This is a genomic window from Pseudenterobacter timonensis (assembly GCF_900021175.1).
Lineage (GTDB): Bacteria > Pseudomonadota > Gammaproteobacteria > Enterobacterales > Enterobacteriaceae > Enterobacter > Enterobacter timonensis.
Genome location: NZ_FCOP01000013.1, coordinates 814,848 through 838,479 on the forward strand (window position 1 = coordinate 814,848; position 23,632 = coordinate 838,479).

19 protein-coding genes are annotated in these 23,632 nt (G+C 56.8%); 10 read left to right on the plus strand and 9 right to left on the minus strand.

Annotated elements, in window-relative coordinates; all coding sequences use genetic code 11:
- Positions 1 to 2 precede the first annotated feature (2 nt).
- Positions 3 to 947 carry a N(4)-(beta-N-acetylglucosaminyl)-L-asparaginase gene (locus BN3796_RS19185; protein WP_061709938.1) on the plus strand — a complete coding sequence of 315 codons (945 nt, stop codon included), beginning with the start codon at positions 3 to 5 and terminating at the stop codon, positions 945 to 947.
- Positions 948 to 956: 9 nt separating this feature from the next.
- Positions 957 to 2,381, plus strand: a complete 1,425-nt coding sequence (locus tag BN3796_RS19190) for a leucyl aminopeptidase family protein (protein ID WP_061709939.1) — start codon at positions 957 to 959, stop codon at positions 2,379 to 2,381.
- A 190-nt stretch (positions 2,382 to 2,571) separates the two neighbouring features.
- Here BN3796_RS19190 and BN3796_RS19195 read toward each other — a convergent pair whose 3' ends face one another.
- From BN3796_RS19195 to BN3796_RS19210, 4 genes are all read right to left on the minus strand, one after another.
- A complete protein-coding gene (locus tag BN3796_RS19195) occupies positions 2,572 to 3,273 on the minus strand; it encodes a DnaA inactivator Hda (protein WP_061710064.1) in 702 nt (233 codons plus the stop codon).
- A gap of 220 nt (positions 3,274 to 3,493) precedes the next feature.
- Complete coding sequence (uraA, locus tag BN3796_RS19200; protein WP_061709940.1) at positions 3,494 to 4,783, minus strand: uracil permease; 1,290 nt, start codon at positions 4,781 to 4,783, stop codon at positions 3,494 to 3,496.
- Positions 4,784 to 4,870: 87 nt separating this feature from the next.
- Positions 4,871 to 5,497, minus strand: a complete 627-nt coding sequence (gene upp, locus BN3796_RS19205; protein WP_008501641.1) for a uracil phosphoribosyltransferase — start codon at positions 5,495 to 5,497, stop codon at positions 4,871 to 4,873.
- 208 nt (positions 5,498 to 5,705) lie between these two features.
- Positions 5,706 to 7,136 carry a 6-phospho-beta-glucosidase gene (locus BN3796_RS19210; protein ID WP_061709941.1) on the minus strand — a complete coding sequence of 477 codons (1,431 nt, stop codon included), beginning with the start codon at positions 7,134 to 7,136 and terminating at the stop codon, positions 5,706 to 5,708.
- Positions 7,137 to 7,402: 266 nt separating this feature from the next.
- Between BN3796_RS19210 and purM the strand changes: the two genes are divergently transcribed.
- From purM to ppx, 4 genes are all read left to right on the plus strand, one after another.
- Positions 7,403 to 8,440: a phosphoribosylformylglycinamidine cyclo-ligase gene (gene purM / locus BN3796_RS19215; protein ID WP_061709942.1), complete on the plus strand. Its 1,038-nt coding sequence runs from the start codon at positions 7,403 to 7,405 to the stop codon at positions 8,438 to 8,440.
- Complete coding sequence (gene purN, locus BN3796_RS19220; protein ID WP_061709943.1) at positions 8,437 to 9,078, plus strand: phosphoribosylglycinamide formyltransferase; 642 nt, start codon at positions 8,437 to 8,439, stop codon at positions 9,076 to 9,078. The genes purM and purN overlap by 4 nt, the downstream gene beginning before the upstream one ends.
- A gap of 223 nt (positions 9,079 to 9,301) precedes the next feature.
- A complete protein-coding gene (gene ppk1 / locus BN3796_RS19225; protein ID WP_061709944.1) occupies positions 9,302 to 11,362 on the plus strand; it encodes a polyphosphate kinase 1 in 2,061 nt (686 codons plus the stop codon).
- A gap of 3 nt (positions 11,363 to 11,365) precedes the next feature.
- The gene (ppx, locus tag BN3796_RS19230) at positions 11,366 to 12,907 is read left to right on the plus strand and encodes an exopolyphosphatase (protein WP_061709945.1); all 1,542 of its coding nucleotides are present in this window, start codon (positions 11,366 to 11,368) and stop codon (positions 12,905 to 12,907) included.
- A 22-nt stretch (positions 12,908 to 12,929) separates the two neighbouring features.
- Here ppx and BN3796_RS19235 read toward each other — a convergent pair whose 3' ends face one another.
- Positions 12,930 to 15,158 carry a sensor domain-containing phosphodiesterase gene (locus BN3796_RS19235; RefSeq protein WP_061709946.1) on the minus strand — a complete coding sequence of 743 codons (2,229 nt, stop codon included), beginning with the start codon at positions 15,156 to 15,158 and terminating at the stop codon, positions 12,930 to 12,932.
- Positions 15,159 to 15,505: 347 nt separating this feature from the next.
- On the opposite strand from BN3796_RS19235, the gene BN3796_RS19240 reads away from it, so the two are divergent.
- The gene (locus BN3796_RS19240) at positions 15,506 to 15,706 is read left to right on the plus strand and encodes a YfgG family protein (RefSeq protein ID WP_061709947.1); all 201 of its coding nucleotides are present in this window, start codon (positions 15,506 to 15,508) and stop codon (positions 15,704 to 15,706) included.
- A gap of 99 nt (positions 15,707 to 15,805) precedes the next feature.
- On the opposite strand, the gene BN3796_RS19245 is transcribed toward BN3796_RS19240, so the two are convergent.
- The 3 genes from BN3796_RS19245 to guaB all read right to left on the minus strand — a co-directional run bounded on the left by BN3796_RS19245 (position 15,806) and on the right by guaB (position 20,421).
- Positions 15,806 to 17,026: an MFS transporter gene (locus BN3796_RS19245; RefSeq protein WP_061709948.1), complete on the minus strand. Its 1,221-nt coding sequence runs from the start codon at positions 17,024 to 17,026 to the stop codon at positions 15,806 to 15,808.
- A 283-nt stretch (positions 17,027 to 17,309) separates the two neighbouring features.
- A complete protein-coding gene (guaA, locus tag BN3796_RS19250; RefSeq protein WP_061709949.1) occupies positions 17,310 to 18,887 on the minus strand; it encodes a glutamine-hydrolyzing GMP synthase in 1,578 nt (525 codons plus the stop codon).
- A 67-nt stretch (positions 18,888 to 18,954) separates the two neighbouring features.
- The gene (gene guaB, locus BN3796_RS19255; RefSeq protein ID WP_061709950.1) at positions 18,955 to 20,421 is read right to left on the minus strand and encodes an IMP dehydrogenase; all 1,467 of its coding nucleotides are present in this window, start codon (positions 20,419 to 20,421) and stop codon (positions 18,955 to 18,957) included.
- Positions 20,422 to 20,580: 159 nt separating this feature from the next.
- Between guaB and xseA the strand changes: the two genes are divergently transcribed.
- The 3 genes from xseA (at position 20,581) to BN3796_RS19270 (ending at position 23,397) form a co-directional block, all read left to right on the plus strand.
- Positions 20,581 to 21,954: an exodeoxyribonuclease VII large subunit gene (xseA, locus tag BN3796_RS19260; protein ID WP_061709951.1), complete on the plus strand. Its 1,374-nt coding sequence runs from the start codon at positions 20,581 to 20,583 to the stop codon at positions 21,952 to 21,954.
- Positions 21,955 to 22,026: 72 nt separating this feature from the next.
- Positions 22,027 to 23,046: a M4 family metallopeptidase gene (locus BN3796_RS19265; RefSeq protein ID WP_061709952.1), complete on the plus strand. Its 1,020-nt coding sequence runs from the start codon at positions 22,027 to 22,029 to the stop codon at positions 23,044 to 23,046.
- The gene (locus BN3796_RS19270) at positions 23,047 to 23,397 is read left to right on the plus strand and encodes a protealysin inhibitor emfourin (RefSeq protein ID WP_061709953.1); all 351 of its coding nucleotides are present in this window, start codon (positions 23,047 to 23,049) and stop codon (positions 23,395 to 23,397) included.
- On the opposite strand, the gene BN3796_RS19275 is transcribed toward BN3796_RS19270, so the two are convergent.
- Entirely contained in the window at positions 23,394 to 23,615 is a 222-nt protein-coding gene (locus BN3796_RS19275; protein WP_061709954.1) for a zinc ribbon domain-containing protein, read from the minus strand. The genes BN3796_RS19270 and BN3796_RS19275 overlap by 4 nt on opposite strands.
- Positions 23,616 to 23,632 lie beyond the last annotated feature (17 nt).

Consider the following 23,632-nt stretch of genomic DNA (forward strand, 5'->3'; position numbering starts at 1 on the left):
GCATGTGGGGAATTATCGCAACCTGGCGAATGGCGCTTGAAGGGGTAACAGAGTCTGCGTCTGCCCTGGCGGCGGGAAAACCAGTCGCTGCGGCGGTAGTGGACGCCGTTGCCGCCGTGGAGGACTTCCCGCTGTATAAATCCGTCGGCTACGGCGGGCTGCCTACCGAGAACGGTGAGGTGGAGCTGGACGCGGCGTATATGGACGGCGACACGCTGGCGTTCGGCGCCGTCGGCAATCTGGTGGATATCGCCAACCCGGTGCGCGTGGCGCACGCGCTCAGCCGTCAGCGCTACAACAGCCTGCTGGTCGGCCAGGGCGCGCGCGAATGGGCGCTGAGCCAGGGATTTGCCAACAAAACCATGCTCACGGATCGCGCCATGCAGCACTATCGCAAGCGTTGCCGGGAGACGCTGGATAAGGGGTTAAGCCCCTACGACGGACATGACACGGTCGGCATTATCGGTCTCGATAAACAGGGCTCGATGAGCGTCGCCACCTCCACCAGCGGCCTCTTTATGAAAAAACGCGGTCGCCTCGGTGACTCGCCGATTATCGGCTCCGGCTTTTATTGCGACAGCGAAACCGGCGCAGCCACCGCCACGGGCGTCGGCGAAGATCTGATGAAAGGCTGTACCAGCTACGAAATTGTGCGTCGGATGGCACAAGGGATGACGCCGCAACAGGCGGCGGATTCGGTGGTGTTCGAGCTGGAAGATAAGCTGATGTCACGCTTTGGTCGCGCGGGCGATCTCTCGGTCGTGTGCATGAACAACCAGGGTGAATTTGGCGCGGCGACCAACATCAAAACCTTCTCGTTTGTGGTGGCGACGGCTCGCCAGTCCCTCACCGTTTTCCGTACCGAACGCCTGCGGGAGAAAACGCACTATCACGCGGTGGATGAGGAGTGGATGCAGGCTTATGCCGCGCGGATCCGCGCCCATTGAGGAGTCATGATGATCACGTATCAGTTTATCAGCGCGCTTTCAGAGGCAAAGCCGCAAAGCCATTTGATTGCGCCCGCTTCCAGCGCCCATTTACCGCAAAGCGCACTTATCGCTGAAATGCGCCAGCAGAACAGCGTCGCGGACGCGCGCTTTGGCTGCGCACCGTTCGCCCGCATCACCCTGCTGCCGGATGCGCTCTGGCATGACGCCCTGACCGAAGGGTTGCTTACCGCCCTGCGACCGCTGCTTGCCGCCCCCGTCAGCGCCGATATCGTGCTGGACGTAACGGATATTGATGAGGTGGTGCTGGCGCAGGTGCTGCGTTTTCTCTTTAACCAGGCACACAGACTGAGTGACCTGAAGCTGAAGAAAATGGAGGAATCAACGGTGCGTCTTACCCGTATCACCGCCTTCTGCCTGCCGGAGCAGCAGGCGAAGCTGGAATCTCTCTTCCGCCAGCAGCAGGCCATTGCCCTCGGCATGATCGCGGCGCGTCGTCTGGCGGATATCCCATCTGACCGCTGCACACCGCAGTTTATGGTGGAAGAGGCGCAAAAACTGTGTGCCGCGCTCCCTGCCCTGCGGTGTGAAGTGTTAAATGAAAAGCAGATCGTTGAGCAGGGGCTGGGGCTGCTGCACGCCGTGGGCAAAGGGGCGAGCTGTCCGCCACGTCTGCTGGCTATTCACTATGACGGCGTGTCTGACGGCCCGGTGCGCTGCTACGTAGGTAAAGGCATTACCTTTGACACCGGCGGCCTGTGGCTGAAAGAGGGCGCGGGCATGTACACCATGAAATATGACATGTGCGGGGCGGCTAATGTGCTGGGGTTGATGCTCACCGTGGCAGAGCTGGCGTTGCCCGTTCGCATCATGGGCGTGCTGGCTCTGGCAGAAAACGCCATCGGCCCGGACGCCATGCAGCCCGGCACGGTGGCGACAGCCTGCAACGGCACCACCGTTGAAATAAACAATACCGATGCGGAGGGCCGGCTGGTGCTGGCGGACGCCATCGCCTGGGCCAGCCAGCAGCACCCGAATGCCCGCTATATCATTGATATGGCAACGTTAACGGGCGCGGTCGTGAAGGCGCTGGGGTATGAACTGAGCGGGTTAATGACCCAGGATGAGCCGCTGCGGGAGGCGCTGACGCAGGCAGGAAAACGGAGCGGCGACGAGGTGTGGTCGCTGCCGCTGGACGCGCGGCTGAAAAAACAGACCGACAGCGCCATCGCCGACCTTTGCAACACGCCAGCCAACAATGCGGCAATCAGCGCGTCGGCGGCCTGGCTGTTGCACCATTTCTGTCCTCCGACGATCCCGTGGGCACATCTGGATATCAGCGGCACGGCGCTGTGGCGGGAGAACGGCAGGAGCGTGGCGTCAGGAAGGCCGATTCCGCTGCTGGTGGAGCACTTGCTGAGGGATTGTGCCTGACTTTTTCGCCCGGTGGCGGCTGCGCCTTACCGGGCCTACGAAAACCCACAGGTCCTGCAGGCCGGGTAAGGCGCAACCGCCACCGGGCCTACGAAAACCCACAGGTCCTGTAGGCCGGGTAAGGCGCAGCCGCCACCCGGCACAATTAACGCCCCTGCAGGCCGGGTAAGGCACAGCCGCCACCGGGCAATTACAGCTTAAGGGTATCTTTGACGAACGGGATGGTCAGCTTGCGCTGGGCGGTAATGGAGGCGCGATCGAGCTGATCGAGCGTATCGAAAAGGGTGCGCATTTCACGATCGAGCCGCTTGAGCAGGAAACGGCCCACATCCTCCGGCAGTTCAAAGCCCCGCAGCCGCGCGCGCAGCTGGAGTGCCTGGAGCTTATCTTCGTCGGAGAGCGGCTGGAGCTTATAAATCTGCCCCCAGTCGAGGCGGGAGGCGAGATCCGGCAGGCCGAGATTGAGCTGGCGCGGCGGGCGATCGCCGGTGATCAGCAGACGCGTTTTACCCGATTCCAGAATGCGGTTATAGAGGTTGAAGATGGCCATCTCCCACGGCTCATCGCCTGAGATACATTCGATATTATCGATGCAGACCAGGGAGAGCTGCTCCATGCCATCCAGCACTTCCGGTACGAACCAGGTGCGTTTATCCAGCGGCACATAGCCTACCGCGTCGCCGCGCGCCGAGAGTTCCGCGCAGGCGGCATGCAGCAGGTGACTGCGCCCCGCCCCTTCGCGTGACCAGATATAGATGTATCCGCTGTGCTCCTGACGCAGCACGTTTTGCAGGGCAGCCAGCAAAGAGGGGTTATCCCCCGGCCAGAAACTGGCAAACGTTTCATCATCAGGAAGATAAAGAGGCAGAGAGAGCTGTGCCGGTCCGTTCAGAAATACCTCGACCAAGGTCTTACTTAAAATCGGGAAGGAGTTTATCACGGAACCTGCAAGGAGAGAACCGGGCGATCCCTCGCCCGGTTATACACGTCATCCTTCAAGCTGCCTCTGCGTTGGCTGCGTCTGCTCACCCCAGTCACTTACCTGAGTAAGCTCCTGGGGATTCTCAGACCTGCCGCCTTGATGCATCTTGAATGATTTTGTGTATATAAGATCAATGTGGCGCTTTTTCGCTATCGTCCGCGTCAAGTACCACCTCTTCCGGGCGGATCACCGAGATCAGCTTGAAGATCAGACTCAGGCCGATACCGACGATGGTGGCGAGCGCCATCCCCTTCAGTTCCGCCGCGCCGATATGTACCTTCGCGCCGCTGACGCCGATGATCAGGATAACGGAGGTCAGGATCAGGTTCTGCGCTTTGCTGTAATCCACTTTGGATTCAATCAGCACGCGAATACCGGATGCGCCGATCACTCCATAGAGCAGCAGCGAAACGCCCCCCATCACCGGCACCGGGATAATCTGGATCGCCGCCGCCAGCTTACCGACGCAGGAGAGCAGAATGGCGATGATCGCCGCCCCGCCAATCACCCAGGTGCTGTAGACGCGGGTAATCGCCATCACGCCGATATTTTCACCGTAGGTGGTGTTCGGCGTAGAGCCGAAGAAGCCGGAGATAATGGTGGAGAGGCCATTGGCAAACATGGAGCGGTGGAGACCCGGGTCGCGAATCAGGTCGCGCTTGACGATATTTGCCGTCACCACCAGGTGGCCGACGTGCTCGGCAATCACTACCAGCGCCGCCGGCAGGATGGTAAAGATCGCAAACCACTCGAAACGGGGAGTGTAGAAGGTCGGCAGTGCAAACCAGTGCGCATTCGCGATCGGCGCTGTATCAACCACGCCCATGGCGAAGGAGAGCGCGTAGCCCGCCAGCACGCCGATCAGAATCGGGATAATCGCCAGGAAGCCGCGGAACAGAACCGAGCCAAAGACCGTCACCGCCAGCGTGACCAGTGAAATAGTGATGGTTTTGGTATCGGGCGCCTGGCCGTCAGCGGGCAGCAGGCCAGCCATATTCGCCGCCACGCCCGCCAGCTCCAGGCCAATGACCGCCACGATTGCGCCCATCGCCGCAGGCGGGAACATCACATCCAGCCAACCGGTACCCGCTTTTTTAACAATAAACGAGACCAGACAGAACAGCACGCCGCACATAATAAACCCGCCCAGCGCCACTTCATAACCCAGCGGCAGCAGCAGTAACACCGGCGAGATAAAGGCGAAGCTTGATCCCAGGTAAGCCGGGATTTTGCCTTTACAGATGAAGAGGTAAAGCAGCGTCCCGATGCCGTTAAACAGCAGGACGGTTGCCGGGTTAATGTGAAACAGGATTGGCACCAGCACGGTTGCGCCAAACATGGCGAAGAGGTGCTGCAAACTAAGCGGGATTGTCTGTAAAAGTGGCGGTCTTTCACTCACCCCGATAGCACGGCGCGTCATAGTGTTTTCCTCTGAGTATTATTGTTTGTTGGTCTTTTATTCAAAAAAAAGCCGACTCTTAAAGTCGGCTTTTTATTCGTTATCTGATTATTTCGTACCGAAGATCTTATCGCCGGCATCGCCGAGGCCCGGAATAATGTATCCGTGCTCGTTTAATCCCTGATCGATGGAAGCGGTATAGAGCTCCACATCCGGGTGCGCTTTTTCCAGTGCGGCGATCCCTTCCGGCGCCGCCACCAGAACCAGCACCTTAATGCTGGAGCAGCCCGCTTTTTTCAGCAGGTCGATAGTGGCGATCATCGAACCACCGGTTGCCAGCATCGGGTCAACCACCAGCGCCATACGCTCGTCGATGTTAGAGACCAGTTTCTGGAAGTACGGGACCGGCTCGAGGGTCTCTTCGTTACGGTAGATACCTACCACGCTGATGCGCGCGCTCGGCACGTGCTCCAGCACCCCTTCCATCATGCCCAGGCCCGCGCGCAGAATCGGCACAACGGTAATTTTTTTACCTTTGATCTGTTCAACCTGTACCGGGCCGTTCCAGCCTTCGATGGTCACTTTTTCGGTTTCAAGGTCGGAGGTTGCTTCGTAGGTCAGTAAGCTGCCAACTTCAGAGGCAAGTTCGCGAAAACGCTTCGTGCTGATGTCATGCTCACGCATCAGGCCCAGCTTGTGTTTAACGAGTGGGTGTTTCACTTCCACAATCTTCATTTTCTTTCTCCTCGGGGTGGCAACCACAAAAAAATCGCCGGATTATACCGCTTTTTTGCGATTGCGCCATACCTGTCTTGCTTGACTACGATCAAGCAAAGACAAAAAACCGGAGGCAAGCTCCGGCTTTGGTACATGATTTTGCCGGGTGGCGCTAACGCTTACCCGGCCTACCCCCCGGGTCGGTAAGCGCAGCGCCACCGGGGAATTATAGCTGCTCTCCGTTGCTGGCAATTACCTGCTTATACCAGTCAAACGACTTTTTCTTGCTGCGGTTCAGCGTCCCGTTCCCTTCGTTGTCTTTATCGACAAAGATAAAGCCGTAGCGTTTTTTCATTTCGCCGGTGCCGGCAGAGACGAGATCGATACAGCCCCACGGGGTATACCCCATCAGGTCCACGCCATCCTCTACCACCGCTTTTTTCATTTCACGGATATGGGCAGAGAGATAATCGATGCGGTACTGGTCGTTCACCGTGCCGTCGCTATCCTGCACATCGATGGCGCCGAAGCCGTTCTCGACAATAAAGAGCGGCAGCTGGTAGTGATCCCAGAACCAGTTCAGGGAGTAGCGCAGCCCGACCGGGTCAATCTGCCAGCCCCAGTCCGATTTCTGTACGTACGGGTTAGAGACCAGGCTCTTGCTTTCGTCATAATCCAGCTGCGGGTTATCTTCCGTCGCTTTGGTGGCGAAAGACATGTAGTAGCTGAACCCGATGTAATCCACGCAGCCCTGCGTCAGCGCCACTTTATCTTCTTCGGTGATATCCAGCGCGAAGCCGCGACGTTCAAAGTAGTTCAGCAGATGCTGGGGATATTTGCCGCGCACGTGAACGTCGGTAAACCAGTAGCGGCGGTGCATGGCGTTCATCGCCATCATCATGTCGTCCGGCGCGCAGGTCAGCGGATAGATAGGACACATGGCGATCATGCAGCCAATTTTCAGCGACGGGTTAATCTCGCGTCCCGCTTTCACCGCCAGGGCACTGGCCACCAGCTCATAGTGCGCCGCCTGGAACATCACCGGCTCGCGATCTTCACCCGGCGCGTATTTCAGCCCGGAGTTGGTAAACGGCGCGAAATCTTCGTGAAAGTTGGCCTGGTTGTTGATCTCGTTAAAGGTCATCCAGTACTTCACTTTGTGCTGATAACGCGCGAAAACGACCTTCGCGAAACGGACAAAAAAGTCGATCAGTTTGCGGTTGCGCCAGCCGCCATATTCCGTGACCAGGTGGAAAGGCATCTCGAAGTGGGAAAGCGTGATAACCGGTTCAATGCCGTGCTTCAGGCACTCATCAAAAAGGTCATCATAAAATTGCAGGCCGGCTTCGTTCGGCTCCAGCTCATCCCCTTTTGGAAAAATGCGCGTCCAGGCGATGGAGGTGCGGAAACACTTAAAGCCCATTTCGGCGAAGAGCTTAATATCGTCCCTGTAGCGGTGATAAAAATCGATGGCTTCGTGGTTCGGATAATTTTTTCCGGGCAATACGCCGTCGGTAATTTCACGCGGTACGCCGTGCGCGCCGGCGGTCATAACATCAGCAACGCTGACTCCTTTGCCGCCTTCCTGCCATCCGCCTTCCAGCTGATGTGCCGCGACGGCGCCGCCCCACAGAAAACCTTCTTTAAATCCAGCCATGCTTACTCCCTCATTCTGCGTTATTTTCTGCAAAAACAGTTACAGAAACCGGTTTCAGTCTGATGATGTGCAAAGCATGCAGGTCATGCAAGCAGAACACCGAAACCGGTTTCATTTTCGTGAACGGAGTCAAGTTTGCGTCCTGCTTCGGCAGGTGATACGCAGAGAAGCGGCTGATAAAGATTAGGCTCGCAAACGTTTGCCTGGACTGCTAGAATTGCGCCGATTTTTCTTACTTGCTATGCAATCGCGTGGGGACTTGAGCCGTGACCAACAAAACTTCTCTCAGCTATAAAGATGCCGGTGTGGATATTGACGCAGGTAATGCGCTGGTTGACCGCATCAAAGGTGTGGTGAAAAAGACCCGCCGCCCTGAAGTGATGGGAGGGCTGGGTGGATTCGGCGCACTCTGCGCCCTGCCGCAAAAATATCGCGAACCTGTACTGGTTTCCGGCACCGACGGCGTAGGGACCAAACTGCGTCTGGCGATGGATCTGAAGCGTCACGACACTATCGGTATCGATCTGGTGGCGATGTGCGTAAACGACCTCGTCGTACAGGGGGCTGAGCCGCTGTTCTTCCTTGACTACTACGCGACCGGCAAACTCGATGTCGATACCGCAGCCAGCGTCATCAGCGGCATCGCCGAAGGCTGTCTGCAGTCCGGCTGCGCGCTGGTGGGTGGCGAAACGGCGGAGATGCCGGGCATGTATCACGGTGAAGATTATGACGTCGCGGGCTTTTGCGTAGGCGTGGTGGAAAAATCAGAAATCATCGACGGCAGCAAGGTGGCGGATGGTGACGTGCTGATTGCGCTGGCCTCCAGCGGCCCGCACTCCAACGGCTACTCCCTGGTGCGTAAAATCGTCGAGGTAAGCGGCTGTGACCCGCTGACTACCGAACTGGAAGGCAAACCGCTGGCGGATCACCTGCTGGCCCCGACCCGCATCTATGTGAAAAACGTGCTGGCGCTGATTGAGAGCGTGGATGTACATGCTATCGCCCACCTTACCGGCGGCGGCTTCTGGGAAAACATTCCGCGCGTTCTGCCGGATAACACCCAGGCAGTTATCGACGAATCTTCCTGGCAATGGCCAGCAATCTTTAACTGGCTGCAGACAGCAGGTAACGTCAGCCGCCATGAAATGTACCGCACCTTTAACTGCGGCGTGGGCATGGTCATCGCCCTGCCCGCTAGCGAAGCGGATAAGGCCATCAGCCTGCTGAACGCGCAAGGTGAAAACGCGTGGAAAATCGGTATCATCAAAGCCTCTGATTCCGAAGAGCGCGTGGTCATTGAATGAAAAATATCGTGGTGCTCATTTCCGGCAACGGAAGCAATTTGCAGGCGATTATCGACGCCTGTAAACAGAAGAAGATTAACGGCACCTTACGGGCAGTTTTCAGCAATAAGGCCGACGCGTTCGGCCTTGATCGGGCGCGGGAAGCGGACATTCCCGCCCATGCGCTGGAAGCGAGCCAGTTTGCGAGCCGTGAGGCTTTTGACCGAGAGCTGATGCAGGAAATTGACGCTTACGCGCCGGATCTCGTGGTGCTTGCCGGCTATATGCGCATCTTAAGTCCGGCCTTTGTGGCGCACTATGCGGGCCGTCTGCTTAATATCCACCCTTCCCTGTTGCCTAAATACCCCGGCCTCTATACCCACCGCCAGGCGCTGGAAAACGGCGATAAAGAGCACGGCACCTCCGTGCACTTTGTCACCGACGAGCTGGACGGCGGCCCGGTCATCCTGCAGGCGAAGGTGCCGGTATTTGAAGGCGACAGCGAAGAGGAGATCACCGCCCGGGTACAGGCGCAGGAACATGCCATCTACCCGCTGGTGGTCAGCTGGTTTGTCGACGGCCGCCTGGAGATGCGCGAGGGCGCAGCCTGGCTGGACAACGCGCCGCTTCCCGCGCAGGGCTATGCGGCAGACGAGTAGTTTTGATTTGCCCGGCAGCGCTTCGCTTGCGCGGGCTTATGGTATCGCAGGTCGGGTAAGCGCAGCGTCGCCCGACCTTCCCTTCCCCAACCCCCTAAAATCTCCCGGAAAAAATAACTGTCATACTTTTCTGGCACTGTTGGACATATCGTGGAAATGCTCGCCATAATAAGGGCGAGACGGATTTACCACGTCCTGTGATTGAACTGGAGTGTGAGCTGTAATGGGTCAGGAAAAGTTATATATCGAAAAAGAGCTGAGCTGGTTAGCCTTCAACGAGCGCGTGCTCCAGGAAGCGGCGGACAAAACCAACCCGCTGATTGAGCGCATGCGCTTTTTAGGGATCTACTCCAATAACCTTGATGAGTTTTATAAGGTTCGCTTTGCCGAGCTAAAACGCCGGATCATTATCAGTGAAGAGCAAGGGTCGAACGCTCATTCCCGTCACCTGCTGGGCAAAATCCAGTCGCGGGTGCTGAAAGCCGATCAGGAGTTTGACAGCCTCTATAACGAACTGCTGCTGGAGATGGCGCGCAACCAGATCTTCCTGATTAACGAACGGCAGCTCTCCGTCAACCAGCAAAGCTGGCTGCGCCACTACTTTAAACACTATCTGCGCCAGCACATTACCCCGATCCTGATTAACCGTGAAACGGACCTGGTGCAGTTTCTGAAAGATGATTACACCTATCTGGCGGTGGAGATCATCCGCGGCGATAGCATTAACTACGCCCTGCTGGAAATTCCGTCGGATAAGGTGCCGCGCTTCGTCAATCTGCCACCGGAAACCCCAAGACGGCGCAAGCCAATGATTTTGCTGGATAACATCCTGCGCTACTGCCTGGATGATATCTTTAAAGGCTTCTTCGATTACGATGCGCTGAACGCCTATTCCATGAAGATGACCCGTGACGCCGAGTACGATCTGGTGCATGAGATGGAAGCCAGCCTCATGGAGCTGATGTCCTCCAGCCTCAAGCAGCGCCTGACCGCCGAGCCGGTACGCTTTGTCTATCAGCGCGACATGCCGGATGCGATGGTAGAGATGCTGCGGGAAAAACTGACCATCTCCCGCTACGACTCCATCGTGCCGGGCGGGCGCTATCATAACTTTAAGGATTTTATCGGCTTCCCGAACGTCGGCAAAGCGAACCTGGTTAACAAGCCGCTCCCGCGCCTGCGCCACGTCTGGTTTGATAAGTTCCGCAATGGCTTTGACGCCATTCGCGAGCGCGACGTGCTGCTCTACTATCCTTATCACACCTTTGAGCACGTGCTGGAACTGCTGCGTCAGGCGTCGTTCGACCCGAACGTGCTGGCCATCAAGATCAACATCTATCGCGTGGCAAAAGATTCACGCATTATCGACGCGATGATCCACGCCGCGCATAACGGCAAGAAAGTGACCGTGGTGGTCGAACTCCAGGCGCGCTTCGATGAAGAGGCCAATATTCACTGGGCGCGACGGCTGACGGAAGCGGGGGTACACGTTATCTTCTCCGCCCCAGGCCTGAAAATTCACGCCAAGCTGTTTTTGATCTCCCGTAAAGAGGGGGATGACGTGGTGCGTTACGCCCACATCGGTACCGGCAACTTTAACGAAAAAACCGCCCGTATTTACACCGACTACTCTCTGCTGACCGCCGACGCGCGTATCACCAACGAGGTGCGCCGGGTCTTTAACTTTATTGAAAACCCCTATCGTCCGGTGAGCTTCGACTATCTGCTGGTATCGCCGCAGAACTCGCGCCGCCTGCTCTACGATATGATCGATAAAGAGATTGCCGCCGCGCAAAAAGGGGAGCCTTCCGGCATTACCCTCAAGCTCAATAACCTGGTGGATAAAGGGCTGGTGGATCGCCTCTATGCCGCCTCTGGCTCCGGCGTGCCGGTGAATCTGCTGGTGCGCGGCATGTGCTCGCTGATTCCGGAACTGGAAGGGATCAGCGATAATATCCGCGTCATTAGCATCGTGGACCGCTATCTGGAGCATGACCGTGTCTATATTTTCGAGAATGGCGGCGATAAACGCGTTTATCTCTCCTCCGCTGACTGGATGACGCGAAATATTGATTACCGTATCGAAGTGGCGGCTCCGCTGCTCGATCCGCGTCTGAAGCAGCGGATCCTCGACATTATTGAGATTCTGTTTAGCGATACCGTGAAGGCGCGCTACATCGACAAAGAACTGAGTAACCGCTATGTGCCGCGCGGCAACCGTCGTAAGGTGCGCTCACAGCTGGCGATTTACGACTATATCAAATCACTCGAACAATCCGATTAACCTATGCCGATAAACGATAATTCACCCCGACCGCAGGAGTTTGCTGCGGTTGATTTGGGATCTAACAGTTTCCATATGGTCATTGCCCGCGAGGTGGATGGTGCCATGCAGATCATTGGCCGCCTGAAACAGCGCGTTCATCTGGCCGACGGGCTGGATGAGAACAACCTGCTCAGCGAAGAGGCGATGGAGCGTGGCCTGGCCTGCCTGTCGCTTTTTGCGGAACGTCTGCAGGGCTTTTCTCCCTCCAGCGTCTGCATCGTCGGCACCCATACGCTGCGCCAGGCGCTCAACGCCACCGATTTTCTCAAAAGGGCGGAAAAGGTTATCCCCTACCCTATAGAGATTATTTCGGGCAATGAGGAGGCGCGCCTCATTTTTATGGGTGTGGAACATACTCAGCCGGAAAAAGGCCGCAAGCTGGTAATTGATATCGGCGGCGGCTCGACGGAGCTGGTCATAGGGGAAGATTTTGAGCCGAAGCTGGTGGAGAGCCGCCGTATGGGCTGCGTCAGCTTTGCGCAGCTTTACTTCCCCGGCGGCGCGATCACCCGCGAAAACTTTCAGCGCGCGCGCATGGCCGCGGTGCAAAAGCTGGAGTCGCTGGCGTGGCAGTACCGTATTCAGGGCTGGAACGTGGCGCTGGGCGCCTCCGGCTCCATCAAAGCGGCGCACGAAGTGCTGCTGGCGATGGGAGAAAAAGATGGAATCATCACGCCCGAACGCCTGACCCTTCTCAGAGAGGAGGTGCTCAAACACAAGAGCTTTGACGCCCTCAGCCTGCCGGGCCTTTCGGATGAGCGCAAGGCGGTATTTGTTCCGGGGCTGGCGATACTCTGCGGCGTGTTTGACGCGCTGGCGATTCGTGAGCTGCGCCTCTCTGACGGCGCGCTGCGCGAAGGGGTGCTTTATGAGATGGAGGGGCGCTTCCGTCATCAGGATATTCGCAGCCGTACCGCGCAAAGTCTGGCCAACCAGTACAATATCGATCGCGACCAGGCACGCCGGGTACTTGAAACCACCACGCATATTTATGAACAGTGGGAGACGCAAAATCCGAAGCTTGCCCATCCGCAGCTTGCCGCTCTGCTGAAGTGGGCGGCGATGCTGCATGAGGTGGGGCTGAATATCAACCACAGCGGCATGCACCGCCATTCCGCCTATATTCTGCAGCATAGCGATCTGCCCGGCTTTAGCCAGGAGCAGCAAAGCATGATGGCGACGCTGGTGCGCAATCACCGCAAAGCGATTAAGCTCGACGACCTGCCGCGCTTTACCCTGTTTAAGAAAAAACAGTTCCTGCCGCTGATCCAGCTACTGCGGCTGGGCGTCCTGCTGAATAACCAGCGTCAGGCTACCACCACCCCGCCGACGCTGCGGCTGACCACTGATGATAACCACTGGACCTTAAGCTTCCCGCACGACTGGTTTAGCCAGAATGCGCTGGTGCTGCTGGATCTGGAAAAAGAGCAGCAGTACTGGGACGCGGTGACGGGCTGGAAATTAAAAATCGAGGAGGAGCACTCCCCGGACGTAGCCGCATAACCGCCCGATGACAAAGGCGCTGTTAAGGCGCCTTTTTCTCTGACAGCAAGGCCAGCGGCTCAGGCTCGCCAATCAGATAGCCCTGCAGATAATCGATGCCAAGCGCCATCACCGTTTCGCGGATCTCTTCCGATTCAACATACTCCGCTACCACCAGCATTTTTTTCATTCTCGCCAGGTGGCATATGGAGGCCACAATCTGATGATCCAGGCTGTTATCGACAATATTGCGGATAAAGCTACCGTCAATCTTCAGAATATCGGCATCGACGCTTTTTAAGCGAGCATAGCTGGCGTAACCCGTACCAAAATCGTCAATGCCGATACGGCATCCCATCTGCTGCAGCTGCCTGATCACCTGCGCCGCCAGGTCGATGTTGCCAAAACAGCTACTCTCTGTCACCTCAAATATCAGCTGCCACGCTTCGATCCCGTAGATTTTTAGCAGGCGCGACACCTCAAGAGGAAACTGCACGCGACAGACAGTGGAAGGGGTAAGGTTAATGGCGAACCGCTGTCCGGGAAGTTGCTTGTGGTGGCTGGCGAGGAACTGCAAGGTATATTCCAGCACCCAGAGATCGATACGGGAAGAGAGGCCAAACTCCTGCGCTACCGGCAAAAAGCAATCCGGTAAGATCATCTCGCCATTTTCATCTGGCATACGCAGCAACACTTCGTGATAGTTATCGCCGCGCACCCCCTGCACCCGCTGCGCCATCAGAACAAACGCATTCTGCTCCAGCGCATGCTGCATGCGGTTCATCATCTGCACTTTATCCTTCAGGCCTCGCTGCAGCGACATCGCTCCGCGCTGCTGAAGATTTTCTGGCTGGCTGGTGGCCAGGGAGTGATCGGCAATCACGCTCAGCTCCCCCAGTACCAGGTAAAGATGGTTAACCGGCGCACGCACGGCGCAGTAGCTGAATCCCACCTGCGGCTGCAACGGCATGCCATCCCAGAAAAAGCGAAAACGCTTGATATGCTCGTGAAGCGCCATAATCCGCGCTTCATGCGACTCGGTATTAAGCCGAATGGCGAGATCGTATCCGGAGAGGTGATACACATTCTCGTTCGGCTGTAGCCAGCCGTTGAGCCACTCAGCCAGCCTCTGCTTGTACTGAATACGCAGCAATACGCCGTAATTGCGTCCCAACAGCTCCAGCTCCGGGATGCGCATCATGCAGAGCGTCGACCAGGGCGTTTTTGCCAGCGCGCGCGAAAGCGCCCGCAGGTTGGGAATATTGACCACCGGATCAAGGAAAGCGAGGCGACGTGCCCGGGCATTGATCACTCGCTGGCGGGTTGCCAGCATGGCCAGGTAGATAACCACGAAGGAAAAGACGACATAGCTTGAAGAGGTGATCGCCAGCTGGATATCGTAACTTTGGATAAAGGGGATATAGCGGTAGAAGTAGTGAATAATCACTATCAGCACAGGCGTCCAGATGAGGGACATCAGTTTATAGCCATACCGCATCGCGCCCCACAGCATCACCGGCATCACCAGCAGCAGCGTGTAGCTAGTACTGAAGATTGAGTTGTTTTCGCTAAAGGGAACAAGCAACAGCCCCAGCAGACATCCCAGCACTGCAATCCAGATCGCAAACTCCAGCAGGGTCGCCTTTTTGTCGATTTGCGAACGAATCTGCGAAACCAGCCCTCTGATATAAAAAGGGTTACGTATCAGGCGTATCGCCAGATAGCTAATCGGCACCCCGGTCAGCCCGCTGACCAGCAGCCCCTGATAGCTAATCAGCATGCGAATCGAGGCGGGGCTGAAGCCGGTGAGGCTATGGCGGCTTTCATAAATCCCTACATAGACTGCGCACTGAAACAGAAACAGAAAGAGCGTGGCAGGACAGATCACCTGCCAGAATATGCGCTGCCCCATCAAATGCACATCGCCGTAAGCCACCATATTACGCCGGGGCGCAAACACCCGATAGCCACCCCAGCTCAACACCAGAGGCACCAGAAAATGCACGTTAACGGCTATCGTCTCATAGAGCGTGACGGAGAAGTAGTAGCGAAGAAAGAGCGCCACCACGATCCCCGGAACGGCCATCAGGCCATAAAAGAGCATTAAAGCCAGGCAGAACGACAGGGGCATATAGTAGAGCACAACCATGCCACCGTTCAGCTCGGTGTAAGTAGAGGCGAGGCTAAATACAGGTAACAAAAAAATGGGCAGAAGAAGCGGCAGTGCCCACCAGCGATCTTTGTAACGATTGAATAAGGCGAGGATAGTCATAGATGCCCAGTACGACCCTTGATCCAACGGGTAAGTTTAGACAGGCATCCAACCTGACACCATGCCGAACAAACGAGTCTGAACGGACGCTTCGGAGAAAGAATTTTAATTAGGCTCGGTAAGTTACGATTGATTTAAATCAAGTTACATTGCGCCAATAATATTTTCTTACGTTTCGTGCAGCTCTTTTTCCTATTTATATCAATACTGTAAATACTTCAAATCCAATTCATAACAATATTTGATTTTCACGTTGACATAATTTTACATAAGCCCGAATTGACCCTGCGTTATCCCTGTGCCTTAATACCCCTATCGCCCGAAAGGGTCTATCCAGGAAAACCAACGTGAGTCAGGCCACGCGAATGCACAGACGATCCCGCTTTAACACCCGTATGACCCGTATCGTCCTGCTTATCAGCTTCCTCTTCTTCTTTGGCCGCTTTGTCTATTCGTCGATTGGTGCATGGCACCACCATCAGGATAAAATCCAGTCGCAGCAATCCTCTCTCTCTGTCGAAACGTCCGCCGGTAAAGCGCTTAACTGATTCTCATCAGGCTATCCCGCACCTTCGGGCTGAATAACGCCCCTGCTGAAAATCATACCCTGGTAAAGCGCTCCAGACGTCAGGCGTTATCAAATAAAATTATCTCCGCTGGCACCGCTGGCGTTGGCTGTAGAGCCCTGCTCCGGCTAATGTCAGCAACGGAATGCCGTGAAAAATAACTATCACCAGCGCGGGGGCAAACCAGACGTAAAAAGGGGCAACAATTAACATTCCGACCCCAAATCCTGTCATTTGCAGAAGCGTCATCAGGCTAAACACCGGCAGGCGCAACCGTTCTGGCTCACTCTGGATACGGGAAATCAGGCTCACATCCGCCAGGCCATCCCCTACCCCGGCAAAGGCGATAAAGATCAGCGCCAGCGGGACGCCATGCTGCTGAAAGGTGAAAATAAAGCCCAGGGACATTAACGCTACGCCGCCAAAAAAGAGGCGTTCCGTGCCTGTTACGCCCTGAAGCAACAGGTAATTCGCTATCCGCGCGCCGAGAAACTTCCCGCCAGCCCAGACGGCGAGCAGCAGCCCCATCGTTTTCCCGGCCGTCGCTGGCGTCAGCCATTCAGACAGGATGGGAAAGCCCACGTTATGGGCAGCGCTTCCCAGCGTATCCGCCATCGTTACCAGCAACATTCCAGCCAGCACCGGCGTCGCGCGTAGTCCTGAAATGAGGTTACGCCACTCTTTACGATGTGGTTCAGCCTCCCCCACAGCCGGATAAAAGAGAAAGCGTAATGGCATAATCGCTAAGCCAGCCAGCAGGTATGTCACGATATTCATGGCAAATACCAGCTGATAGCCGCTGGCGGCCAGCAAAATACCCGATACCAGACTTCCTGTGACCGCCCCGGTCGCGGAGGCCGAGGTCAGCCAGGCGTTGGTAGAAACCCGCCGGGATTCGTCTACCCACCGGGGTAACTGGCTGTTAAGTCCTATCGCGAACATCGAATTTCCGATGCCAATTCCCAGGGCGATAAAAGGCAGGATATAAAGCTGCGCCGCCGGAGGAAAAATCAGCAGCAACGACAGCAGAGCGGCGCGGATAATATCAAATATCACCAGAGGCAGACGTCCATGAAAACGCCGAAAGAAAGGAACGCCGGCTACGCTGGCCAGAATGCCGCCACCAACACGGCAGGCCAGAAAAATACTGACATGCATAACGCTCTGACTCAGCAAATAGACATAGGTGGAGAGCGCCACCATATTAAGAAACGCGCCAAAATCAGAGATAAACCGCGCGGTAATGATTAACCAGCTATTTCTGGCGGAACGCGTCATACCGTCCTGCGATACATCAGTCATACAGACATTCCTTATGGAATCAGCGACAGGTGAAAATCTCGCAGGCGGGAAGGCTATCCTGCGTTCTGACGGGTGAAGAACGATGCCGTTGCGATAAAAGTTACCGGTACAGAAGAACTTTTACACTACCGGACCGAAAGAAGCGTATATCGCGCTAACGATACCGTGAGAACCAGAGTTAAAAAGTGTGAACCCGGATAGGTTAGATATAAAAAACCCTCTGTAAAAACAGAGGGCTGATTTCAGTTTTGCTTTTCAGCAACGGGCAGGAAGGGTTACCGGCTTATTCCCACTCAATCGTCGCTGGTGGCTTGCCGCTGATGTCATACACCACGCGGGAAATACCGTTCACTTCGTTGATGATGCGGTTAGAGACGCGGCCCAGGAAGTCATACGGCAGATGCGCCCAGTGCGCGGTCATAAAGTCGATGGTTTCTACCGCACGCAGGGAGACAACCCAGTCGTACTTGCGGCCATCGCCCATGACGCCGACGGAACGTACCGGCAGGAAGACGGTAAATGCCTGGCTTACCTTGTTATAGAGGTCCGCCTTGCGCAGCTCTTCGATAAAGATAGCGTCGGCGCGGCGCAGCAGGTCGCAGTACTCTTTCTTCACTTCGCCCAGCACGCGTACGCCGAGACCCGGCCCCGGGAACGGGTGGCGGTAGAGCATATCGTACGGCAGACCCAGCTCCAGACCGATCTTACGCACTTCGTCTTTGAACAGCTCGCGCAGCGGCTCAACCAGCCCCATCTTCATCTCTTTCGGCAGGCCGCCCACGTTGTGGTGAGATTTGATGACGTGCGCTTTACCGGTGGCGGAAGCCGCAGACTCGATCACGTCAGGGTAGATGGTGCCCTGCGCCAGCCATTTCACATCTTCCAGCTTCAGCGCCTCTTCGTCGAACACTTCCACGAAGACGCGGCCGATGATTTTACGCTTCGCTTCCGGGTCGTTTTCGCCCGCCAGCGCATCGAGGAAACGCTGCTCGCCTTCCACGTGAACGATGTTCAGACCGAAGTGGTCGCCGAACATATCCATTACCTGCTGGGCTTCATTCAGACGCAGCAGGCCGTTATCCACAAATACGCAGGTCAGGTTTTTGCCGATCGCGCGGTGCAGCAGCATCGCGGTAACGGAAGAGTCAACGCCGCCGGAGAGGCCCAGAATCACTTTATCGTCGCCCACTTGCTGGCGAATACGCTCTACGGCATCGTCGATGATTTTTGCCGGGGTCCACAGGGCTTCACACTGGCAGATATCGCGCACGAAGCGCTCCAGCATACGCATCCCCTGGCGAGTATGGGTCACTTCCGGGTGGAACTGCACGCCATAGAAGCGTTTTTCCTCGTTTGCCATAATGGCGAACGGGCAGGACTCGGTGCTGGCGACGGTAACGAAGTCGGCCGGAATCGCAGTGACTTTGTCGCCGTGGCTCATCCAGACGTCGAGTAGCGGTTTACCGTCGGCGGTCAGGGAATCTTCAATACCGCGCACCAGGGCGCTGTCATTGACCACTTCTACCTGCGCATAGCCAAACTCACGCTCGTTTGAGCCTTCAACGTGACCGCCCAGCTGCATTGCCATCGTCTGCATGCCGTAGCAAACGCCGAATACCGGCACGCCAGCTTCAAACACATACTGCGGCGCGCGCGGGCTGTTCTCTTCGGTGGTGCTTTCCGGGCCACCGGAGAGGATAATCCCGCTGGGATTAAATTCGCGAATCTGTGCTTCCGTGACATCCCACGCCCAGAGCTCACAATAAACGCCGAGTTCACGCACGCGGCGTGCAACCAGCTGAGTGTACTGGGAACCAAAATCCAGGATGAGAATGCGGTGTTTATGAATGTTTTCCGTCATTGACGCTAATTCCGAGGCAAGTGAAACAGATTAAATAAATCGCCCGACACAAGGTCGGGCGAGAAAATCAGGAGCCCAGACGGTAGTTCGGGGACTCTTTAGTGATTGTCACGTCATGAACGTGGCTTTCCTGAATACCGGCACCGCTGATACGGACAAACTCGGCTTTCGTGCGCAGCTCGTCGATCGTACCACAGCCGGTCAGACCCATACAGGAGCGCAGGCCGCCCATCTGCTGGTGGATAATCTCTTTCAGGCGACCTTTATAAGCCACACGGCCTTCGATTCCTTCCGGCACCAGCTTGTCAGCGGCGTTATCGCTCTGGAAGTAACGGTCGGAGGAGCCTTTGGACATCGCCCCCAGGGAGCCCATGCCGCGGTAGGATTTGTAAGAGCGGCCCTGGTAGAGTTCGATTTCACCCGGGGACTCTTCAGTACCCGCCAGCATGGAGCCAACCATGACGGCAGCAGCGCCCGCGGCGATCGCTTTGGCGATGTCGCCGGAGAAGCGGATACCGCCGTCAGCGATAACCGGAATACCGGTCCCTTCCAGCGCTTCCACCGCGTCGGAGACTGCGGTGATCTGCGGTACGCCCACGCCGGTGACGATACGGGTAGTACAGATAGAGCCCGGGCCGATACCCACTTTCACTGCGCTTACGCCCGCTTCCGCCAGCGCACGTGCGCCGGCACCGGTCGCCACGTTGCCACCGATGATCTGCAGGTCAGGATATTTAGCGCGCGTTTCACGAATGCGCTGCAGAACCCCTTCGGAGTGGCCGTGAGAGGAGTCGATCAGCAGGACGTCAACGCCTGCGGCAACCAGCGCGTCAACGCGCTCTTCGTTACCCGCGCCCGCGCCAACCGCCGCGCCCACGCGCAGACGGCCATGCTCGTCTTTACAGGCGTTTGGTTTACGTTCTGCTTTCTGGAAATCTTTAACGGTGATCATGCCGCGCAGGTGGAACTGCGCGTCCACCACCAGCGCTTTCTCAACGCGTTTTTCATGCATTTTTGCCAGCACCACGTCGCGCGTTTCACCTTCACGCACGGTAACCAGACGCTCTTTCGGGGTCATATAGACGCTGACCGGCTGATTGAGATCGGTAACGAAACGGACGTCACGGCCGGTGACGATCCCTACCAGCTCGTTCTCTTCGGTGACAACAGGGTAGCCCGCAAAGCCGTTACGCTCGGTCAGGGCTTTCACTTCGTGCAGGGTGGTGGTCGGCAGAACGGTTTGCGGATCGGTCACGATACCGGATTCATGTTTTTTCACGCGGCGAACTTCTTCGGCCTGACGCTCAATAGACATGTTTTTATGAATAAAGCCAATGCCGCCTTCCTGTGCCAGGGCGATTGCCAGGCGCGCTTCCGTCACGGTGTCCATTGCCGCGGAGAGCATAGGAATGTTCAGACGAATGGTCTTGGTTAACTGCGTGCTGAGGTCGGCAGTATTCGGCAGAACGGTGGAATGAGCGGGAACGAGGAGGACGTCGTCAAACGTCAGGGCTTCTTTAGCGATACGTAGCATGGGCAATATCTCTGACCTGGGTGGTTAAATATTGCCGTGGCATTATACAGAGCGTAACCGATTGCATCTACACTTTTTTGCAAAAAATGCTTGCGATCCCCCCGAAGCGGGTTACTATCGACTGAATAACCTGCTGATTTAGAATTTGATCCCGCTCACATGTTATCCGCTCATTCCCCCTCAATTTTTACCGTAAGCCGCCTCAATCAAACGGTTCGTTTGCTGCTTGAGCAGGAAATGGGTCAGGTCTGGATCAGCGGCGAGATCTCCAATTTTACCCAGCCCGCCTCTGGCCACTGGTACTTTACGCTGAAGGATGATGGCGCCCAGGTGCGTTGCGCGATGTTCCGCAACAGCAACCGTCGGGTGACCTTCCGCCCGCAGCACGGCCAGCAGGTTCTGGTATGCGCTAACATCACCCTGTACGAGCCGCGTGGCGACTATCAGATTATCGTCGAAAGCATGCAGCCAGCAGGCGAAGGGCTGTTGCAGCAGAAATATGAACAGCTGAAAGCGAAGCTCTCGGCGGAAGGACTGTTCGATCAGCAGTGGAAAAAGCCACTCCCCTCCCCCGCCCACTGCGTGGGCGTTATCACCTCGAAAACCGGCGCCGCGCTGCACGATATTTTGCATGTGCTGAAGCGCCGCGATCCCTCCCTGCCGGTCATGATCTACCCCACCGCTGTACAGGGCGACGACGCTCCGGCGCAGATTGTGCGCGCCATTGCGCTTGCCAACGCCCGTCAGGAGTGCGACGTGCTTATCGTCGGGCGCGGAGGCGGCTCGCTGGAGGATCTCTGGAGCTTTAACGATGAACGCGTGGCGCGGGCAATTTTCGCCAGCCGCATCCCGGTGGTGAGCGCCGTCGGACACGAGACGGATGTTACCATCGCTGACTTTGTCGCCGATCTGCGCGCTCCTACGCCGTCGGCGGCAGCGGAACTGGTCAGCCGTAACCAGCTGGAGCTGCTGCGGCAAATCCAGTCGGCCCAGCAGCGGCTGGAAATGGCGATGGATTACTTCCTCGCAAACCGCAACCGCCGCTTTACCCAGGCCTTTCACCGCCTGCAACAGCAGCATCCGCAGCTACGCCTGGCGCGTCAGCAGACCTTGCTGGAACGGTTACGCCAGCGGATGAATTTCGCTCTGGATAACCAGGTGAAACAGGCGGCGCAGCGCCAGCAGCGGGCCATGCGGCGTCTCAGTCAGCAAAATCCGCAGCCACGCATCCTGCGTGCGCAAACGCGTATACAGCAACTCGAATACCGGCTGGCGCAGAACCTGCGTGCCCGCCTCAGCACCACGCGCGAGCGCTTTGGCAACGCGGTAACGCATCTGGAAGCGGTTAGCCCCCTCTCAACTCTGGCGCGTGGCTACAGCGTGACCACGGCGACCGACGGCAAGGTGCTGAAACAGACTAAGCAGGTGAAAGCGGGCGATCTGCTCACCACCCGCCTGGCGGACGGCTGGGTGGAGAGCGAAGTAAAAGGGGTAACGCCCGCGAAAAAAACGCGTTCGCGCAAAAAGGAATAATTCTTCGCCGTTTACCCACTATACTGCTGCTATTGCTTTTTATTCGGCCTTGCCAGAACGAAGGAGAGCAGCATGTCCCATACCCGTAGCGTTATCCCGCCCTACATACTCCGCCGCATTATTGAAAGCGGCTCCGAACCGCAGCAGCGCTGCGCCCGCCAGACCTTAACCCACGTCCAGACGCTGATGGCGCACATGCCGGGTAAACCCGCCGCGCCGCATGTGAACAAACCCGGCCAGCTGGAGCGTGACATTTACGATGCCCGAAATACCCAGGATCTGCCAGGCACCCAGGTGCGCTATGAAGGCCAGCTTTCGAACGGAGATGTGGCGGTGGATGAAGCCTACGACTATTTAGGCATCACCCATGATTTCTTCTGGAAACAATACCAGCGTGATTCCCTCGATAATAAGGGGCTGATTCTCACCGGCACCGTTCACTATGGCCGGGAATATCAGAACGCCTTCTGGAATGGTCAGCAGATGGTCTTCGGGGATGGCGATGGGGAAATCTTCAATCGCTTTACCGTTGCCATTGACGTGGTCGCGCACGAGCTGAGCCACGGGATAACCGAAACCGAGGCGGGGCTCATCTATTTTGAACAGTCGGGGGCGCTGAACGAGTCCCTCTCCGACGTGTTTGGCTCGCTGGTAAAGCAATACCATCTTAAGCAGACGGCAGAGAGTGCCGACTGGCTGATTGGCGAAGGGCTGCTGGCGGAAGGGATCAACGGCAAAGGGCTGCGATCCATGTCCGCCCCCGGCACCGCCTATGACGATCCCCTGCTCGGCAAAGATCCGCAGCCTGCGCACATGAACGATTTTATCAGGACGCGCGAGGATAACGGCGGCGTACACCTTAACTCCGGCATTCCCAACCGCGCCTTTTATCTGGCCGCGACCGCGATTGGCGGCTATGCCTGGGAAAAGGCGGGTTACGCCTGGTACGATACGGTGTGCGATCGCGCTCTGGCGCAGAATGCGGATTTTGCGGCATTCGCCAGGCTGACCATCGCCCATGGCGAAAAACGCTCCGGAAGCGACGTCGCGGCGGCCATTGAGCGGGCGTGGGAAGAGACAGGAGTATTGTAAATGCAAATCCCGGAACTGACGGATGACGCCGTAGTGGAGCTGGCCCGCGAGGGCGGTGTCGCCTTTATTCCGAAGCTGAGCGGGCAGCGCACCATTGCGCTCTCCTCGCTCAACGAAGCGCAGCGCCAGCGGGTAGTGAGCATACTGGAGCAGGCGTTTCCCCGCGGCCAGCCGCCGGGAGAGACCACTTCACCGGGGCGCGGCGATCAGCGCTATTTTCGCATCCAGATAATCTGGACCCGTCACAATCAGGCGCAGTATACCGATATGATTGTGCTGGTACCCGAGCAGGAAGCGCCGGAGTCGCTGATCGAGCTGTGGCAAAAAGGAGAAGGCTGCGTCTGCGATTAAGCCGAAACGCTGACAAACTCGACGCGTTTTTTGGAGATTAAACCGTGGCCGTTCTGGCAGAAATAGTCCACCGCGCCACACGCTTTTAATACCTGGAGCGGCTGATGGCACTCCGGGCAGCGGGCTTCTAACGCAACATCTTTATGGCAGTTATCGCAGTGCGCCACGCCGTTTTGTTGTTCCAGCTCAGCATGACAATCGGGACAGGTAATGGACATAGGGCCTCCTGAGGCTT

Coding starts and splice junctions, on each gene's coding strand:
- guaB (WP_061709950.1), bottom strand. CDS start 20,421: ATGCTACGTATCGCTAAAGAAGCCCTGACGTTTGACGACGTCCTCCTC.
- BN3796_RS19265 (WP_061709952.1), top strand. CDS start 22,027: ATGTCCCATACCCGTAGCGTTATCCCGCCCTACATACTCCGCCGCATT.
- ppk1 (WP_061709944.1), top strand. CDS start 9,302: ATGGGTCAGGAAAAGTTATATATCGAAAAAGAGCTGAGCTGGTTAGCC.
- BN3796_RS19245 (WP_061709948.1), bottom strand. CDS start 17,026: ATGACTGATGTATCGCAGGACGGTATGACGCGTTCCGCCAGAAATAGC.
- BN3796_RS19275 (WP_061709954.1), bottom strand. CDS start 23,615: ATGTCCATTACCTGTCCCGATTGTCATGCTGAGCTGGAACAACAAAAC.
- uraA (WP_061709940.1), bottom strand. CDS start 4,783: ATGACGCGCCGTGCTATCGGGGTGAGTGAAAGACCGCCACTTTTACAG.
- ppx (WP_061709945.1), top strand. CDS start 11,366: ATGCCGATAAACGATAATTCACCCCGACCGCAGGAGTTTGCTGCGGTT.
- guaA (WP_061709949.1), bottom strand. CDS start 18,887: ATGACGGAAAACATTCATAAACACCGCATTCTCATCCTGGATTTTGGT.
- BN3796_RS19190 (WP_061709939.1), top strand. CDS start 957: ATGATCACGTATCAGTTTATCAGCGCGCTTTCAGAGGCAAAGCCGCAA.
- BN3796_RS19270 (WP_061709953.1), top strand. CDS start 23,047: ATGCAAATCCCGGAACTGACGGATGACGCCGTAGTGGAGCTGGCCCGC.
- upp (WP_008501641.1), bottom strand. CDS start 5,497: ATGAAGATTGTGGAAGTGAAACACCCACTCGTTAAACACAAGCTGGGC.
- BN3796_RS19185 (WP_061709938.1), top strand. CDS start 3: ATGTGGGGAATTATCGCAACCTGGCGAATGGCGCTTGAAGGGGTAACA.
- BN3796_RS19210 (WP_061709941.1), bottom strand. CDS start 7,136: ATGGCTGGATTTAAAGAAGGTTTTCTGTGGGGCGGCGCCGTCGCGGCA.
- xseA (WP_061709951.1), top strand. CDS start 20,581: ATGTTATCCGCTCATTCCCCCTCAATTTTTACCGTAAGCCGCCTCAAT.
- BN3796_RS19235 (WP_061709946.1), bottom strand. CDS start 15,158: ATGACTATCCTCGCCTTATTCAATCGTTACAAAGATCGCTGGTGGGCA.
- purN (WP_061709943.1), top strand. CDS start 8,437: ATGAAAAATATCGTGGTGCTCATTTCCGGCAACGGAAGCAATTTGCAG.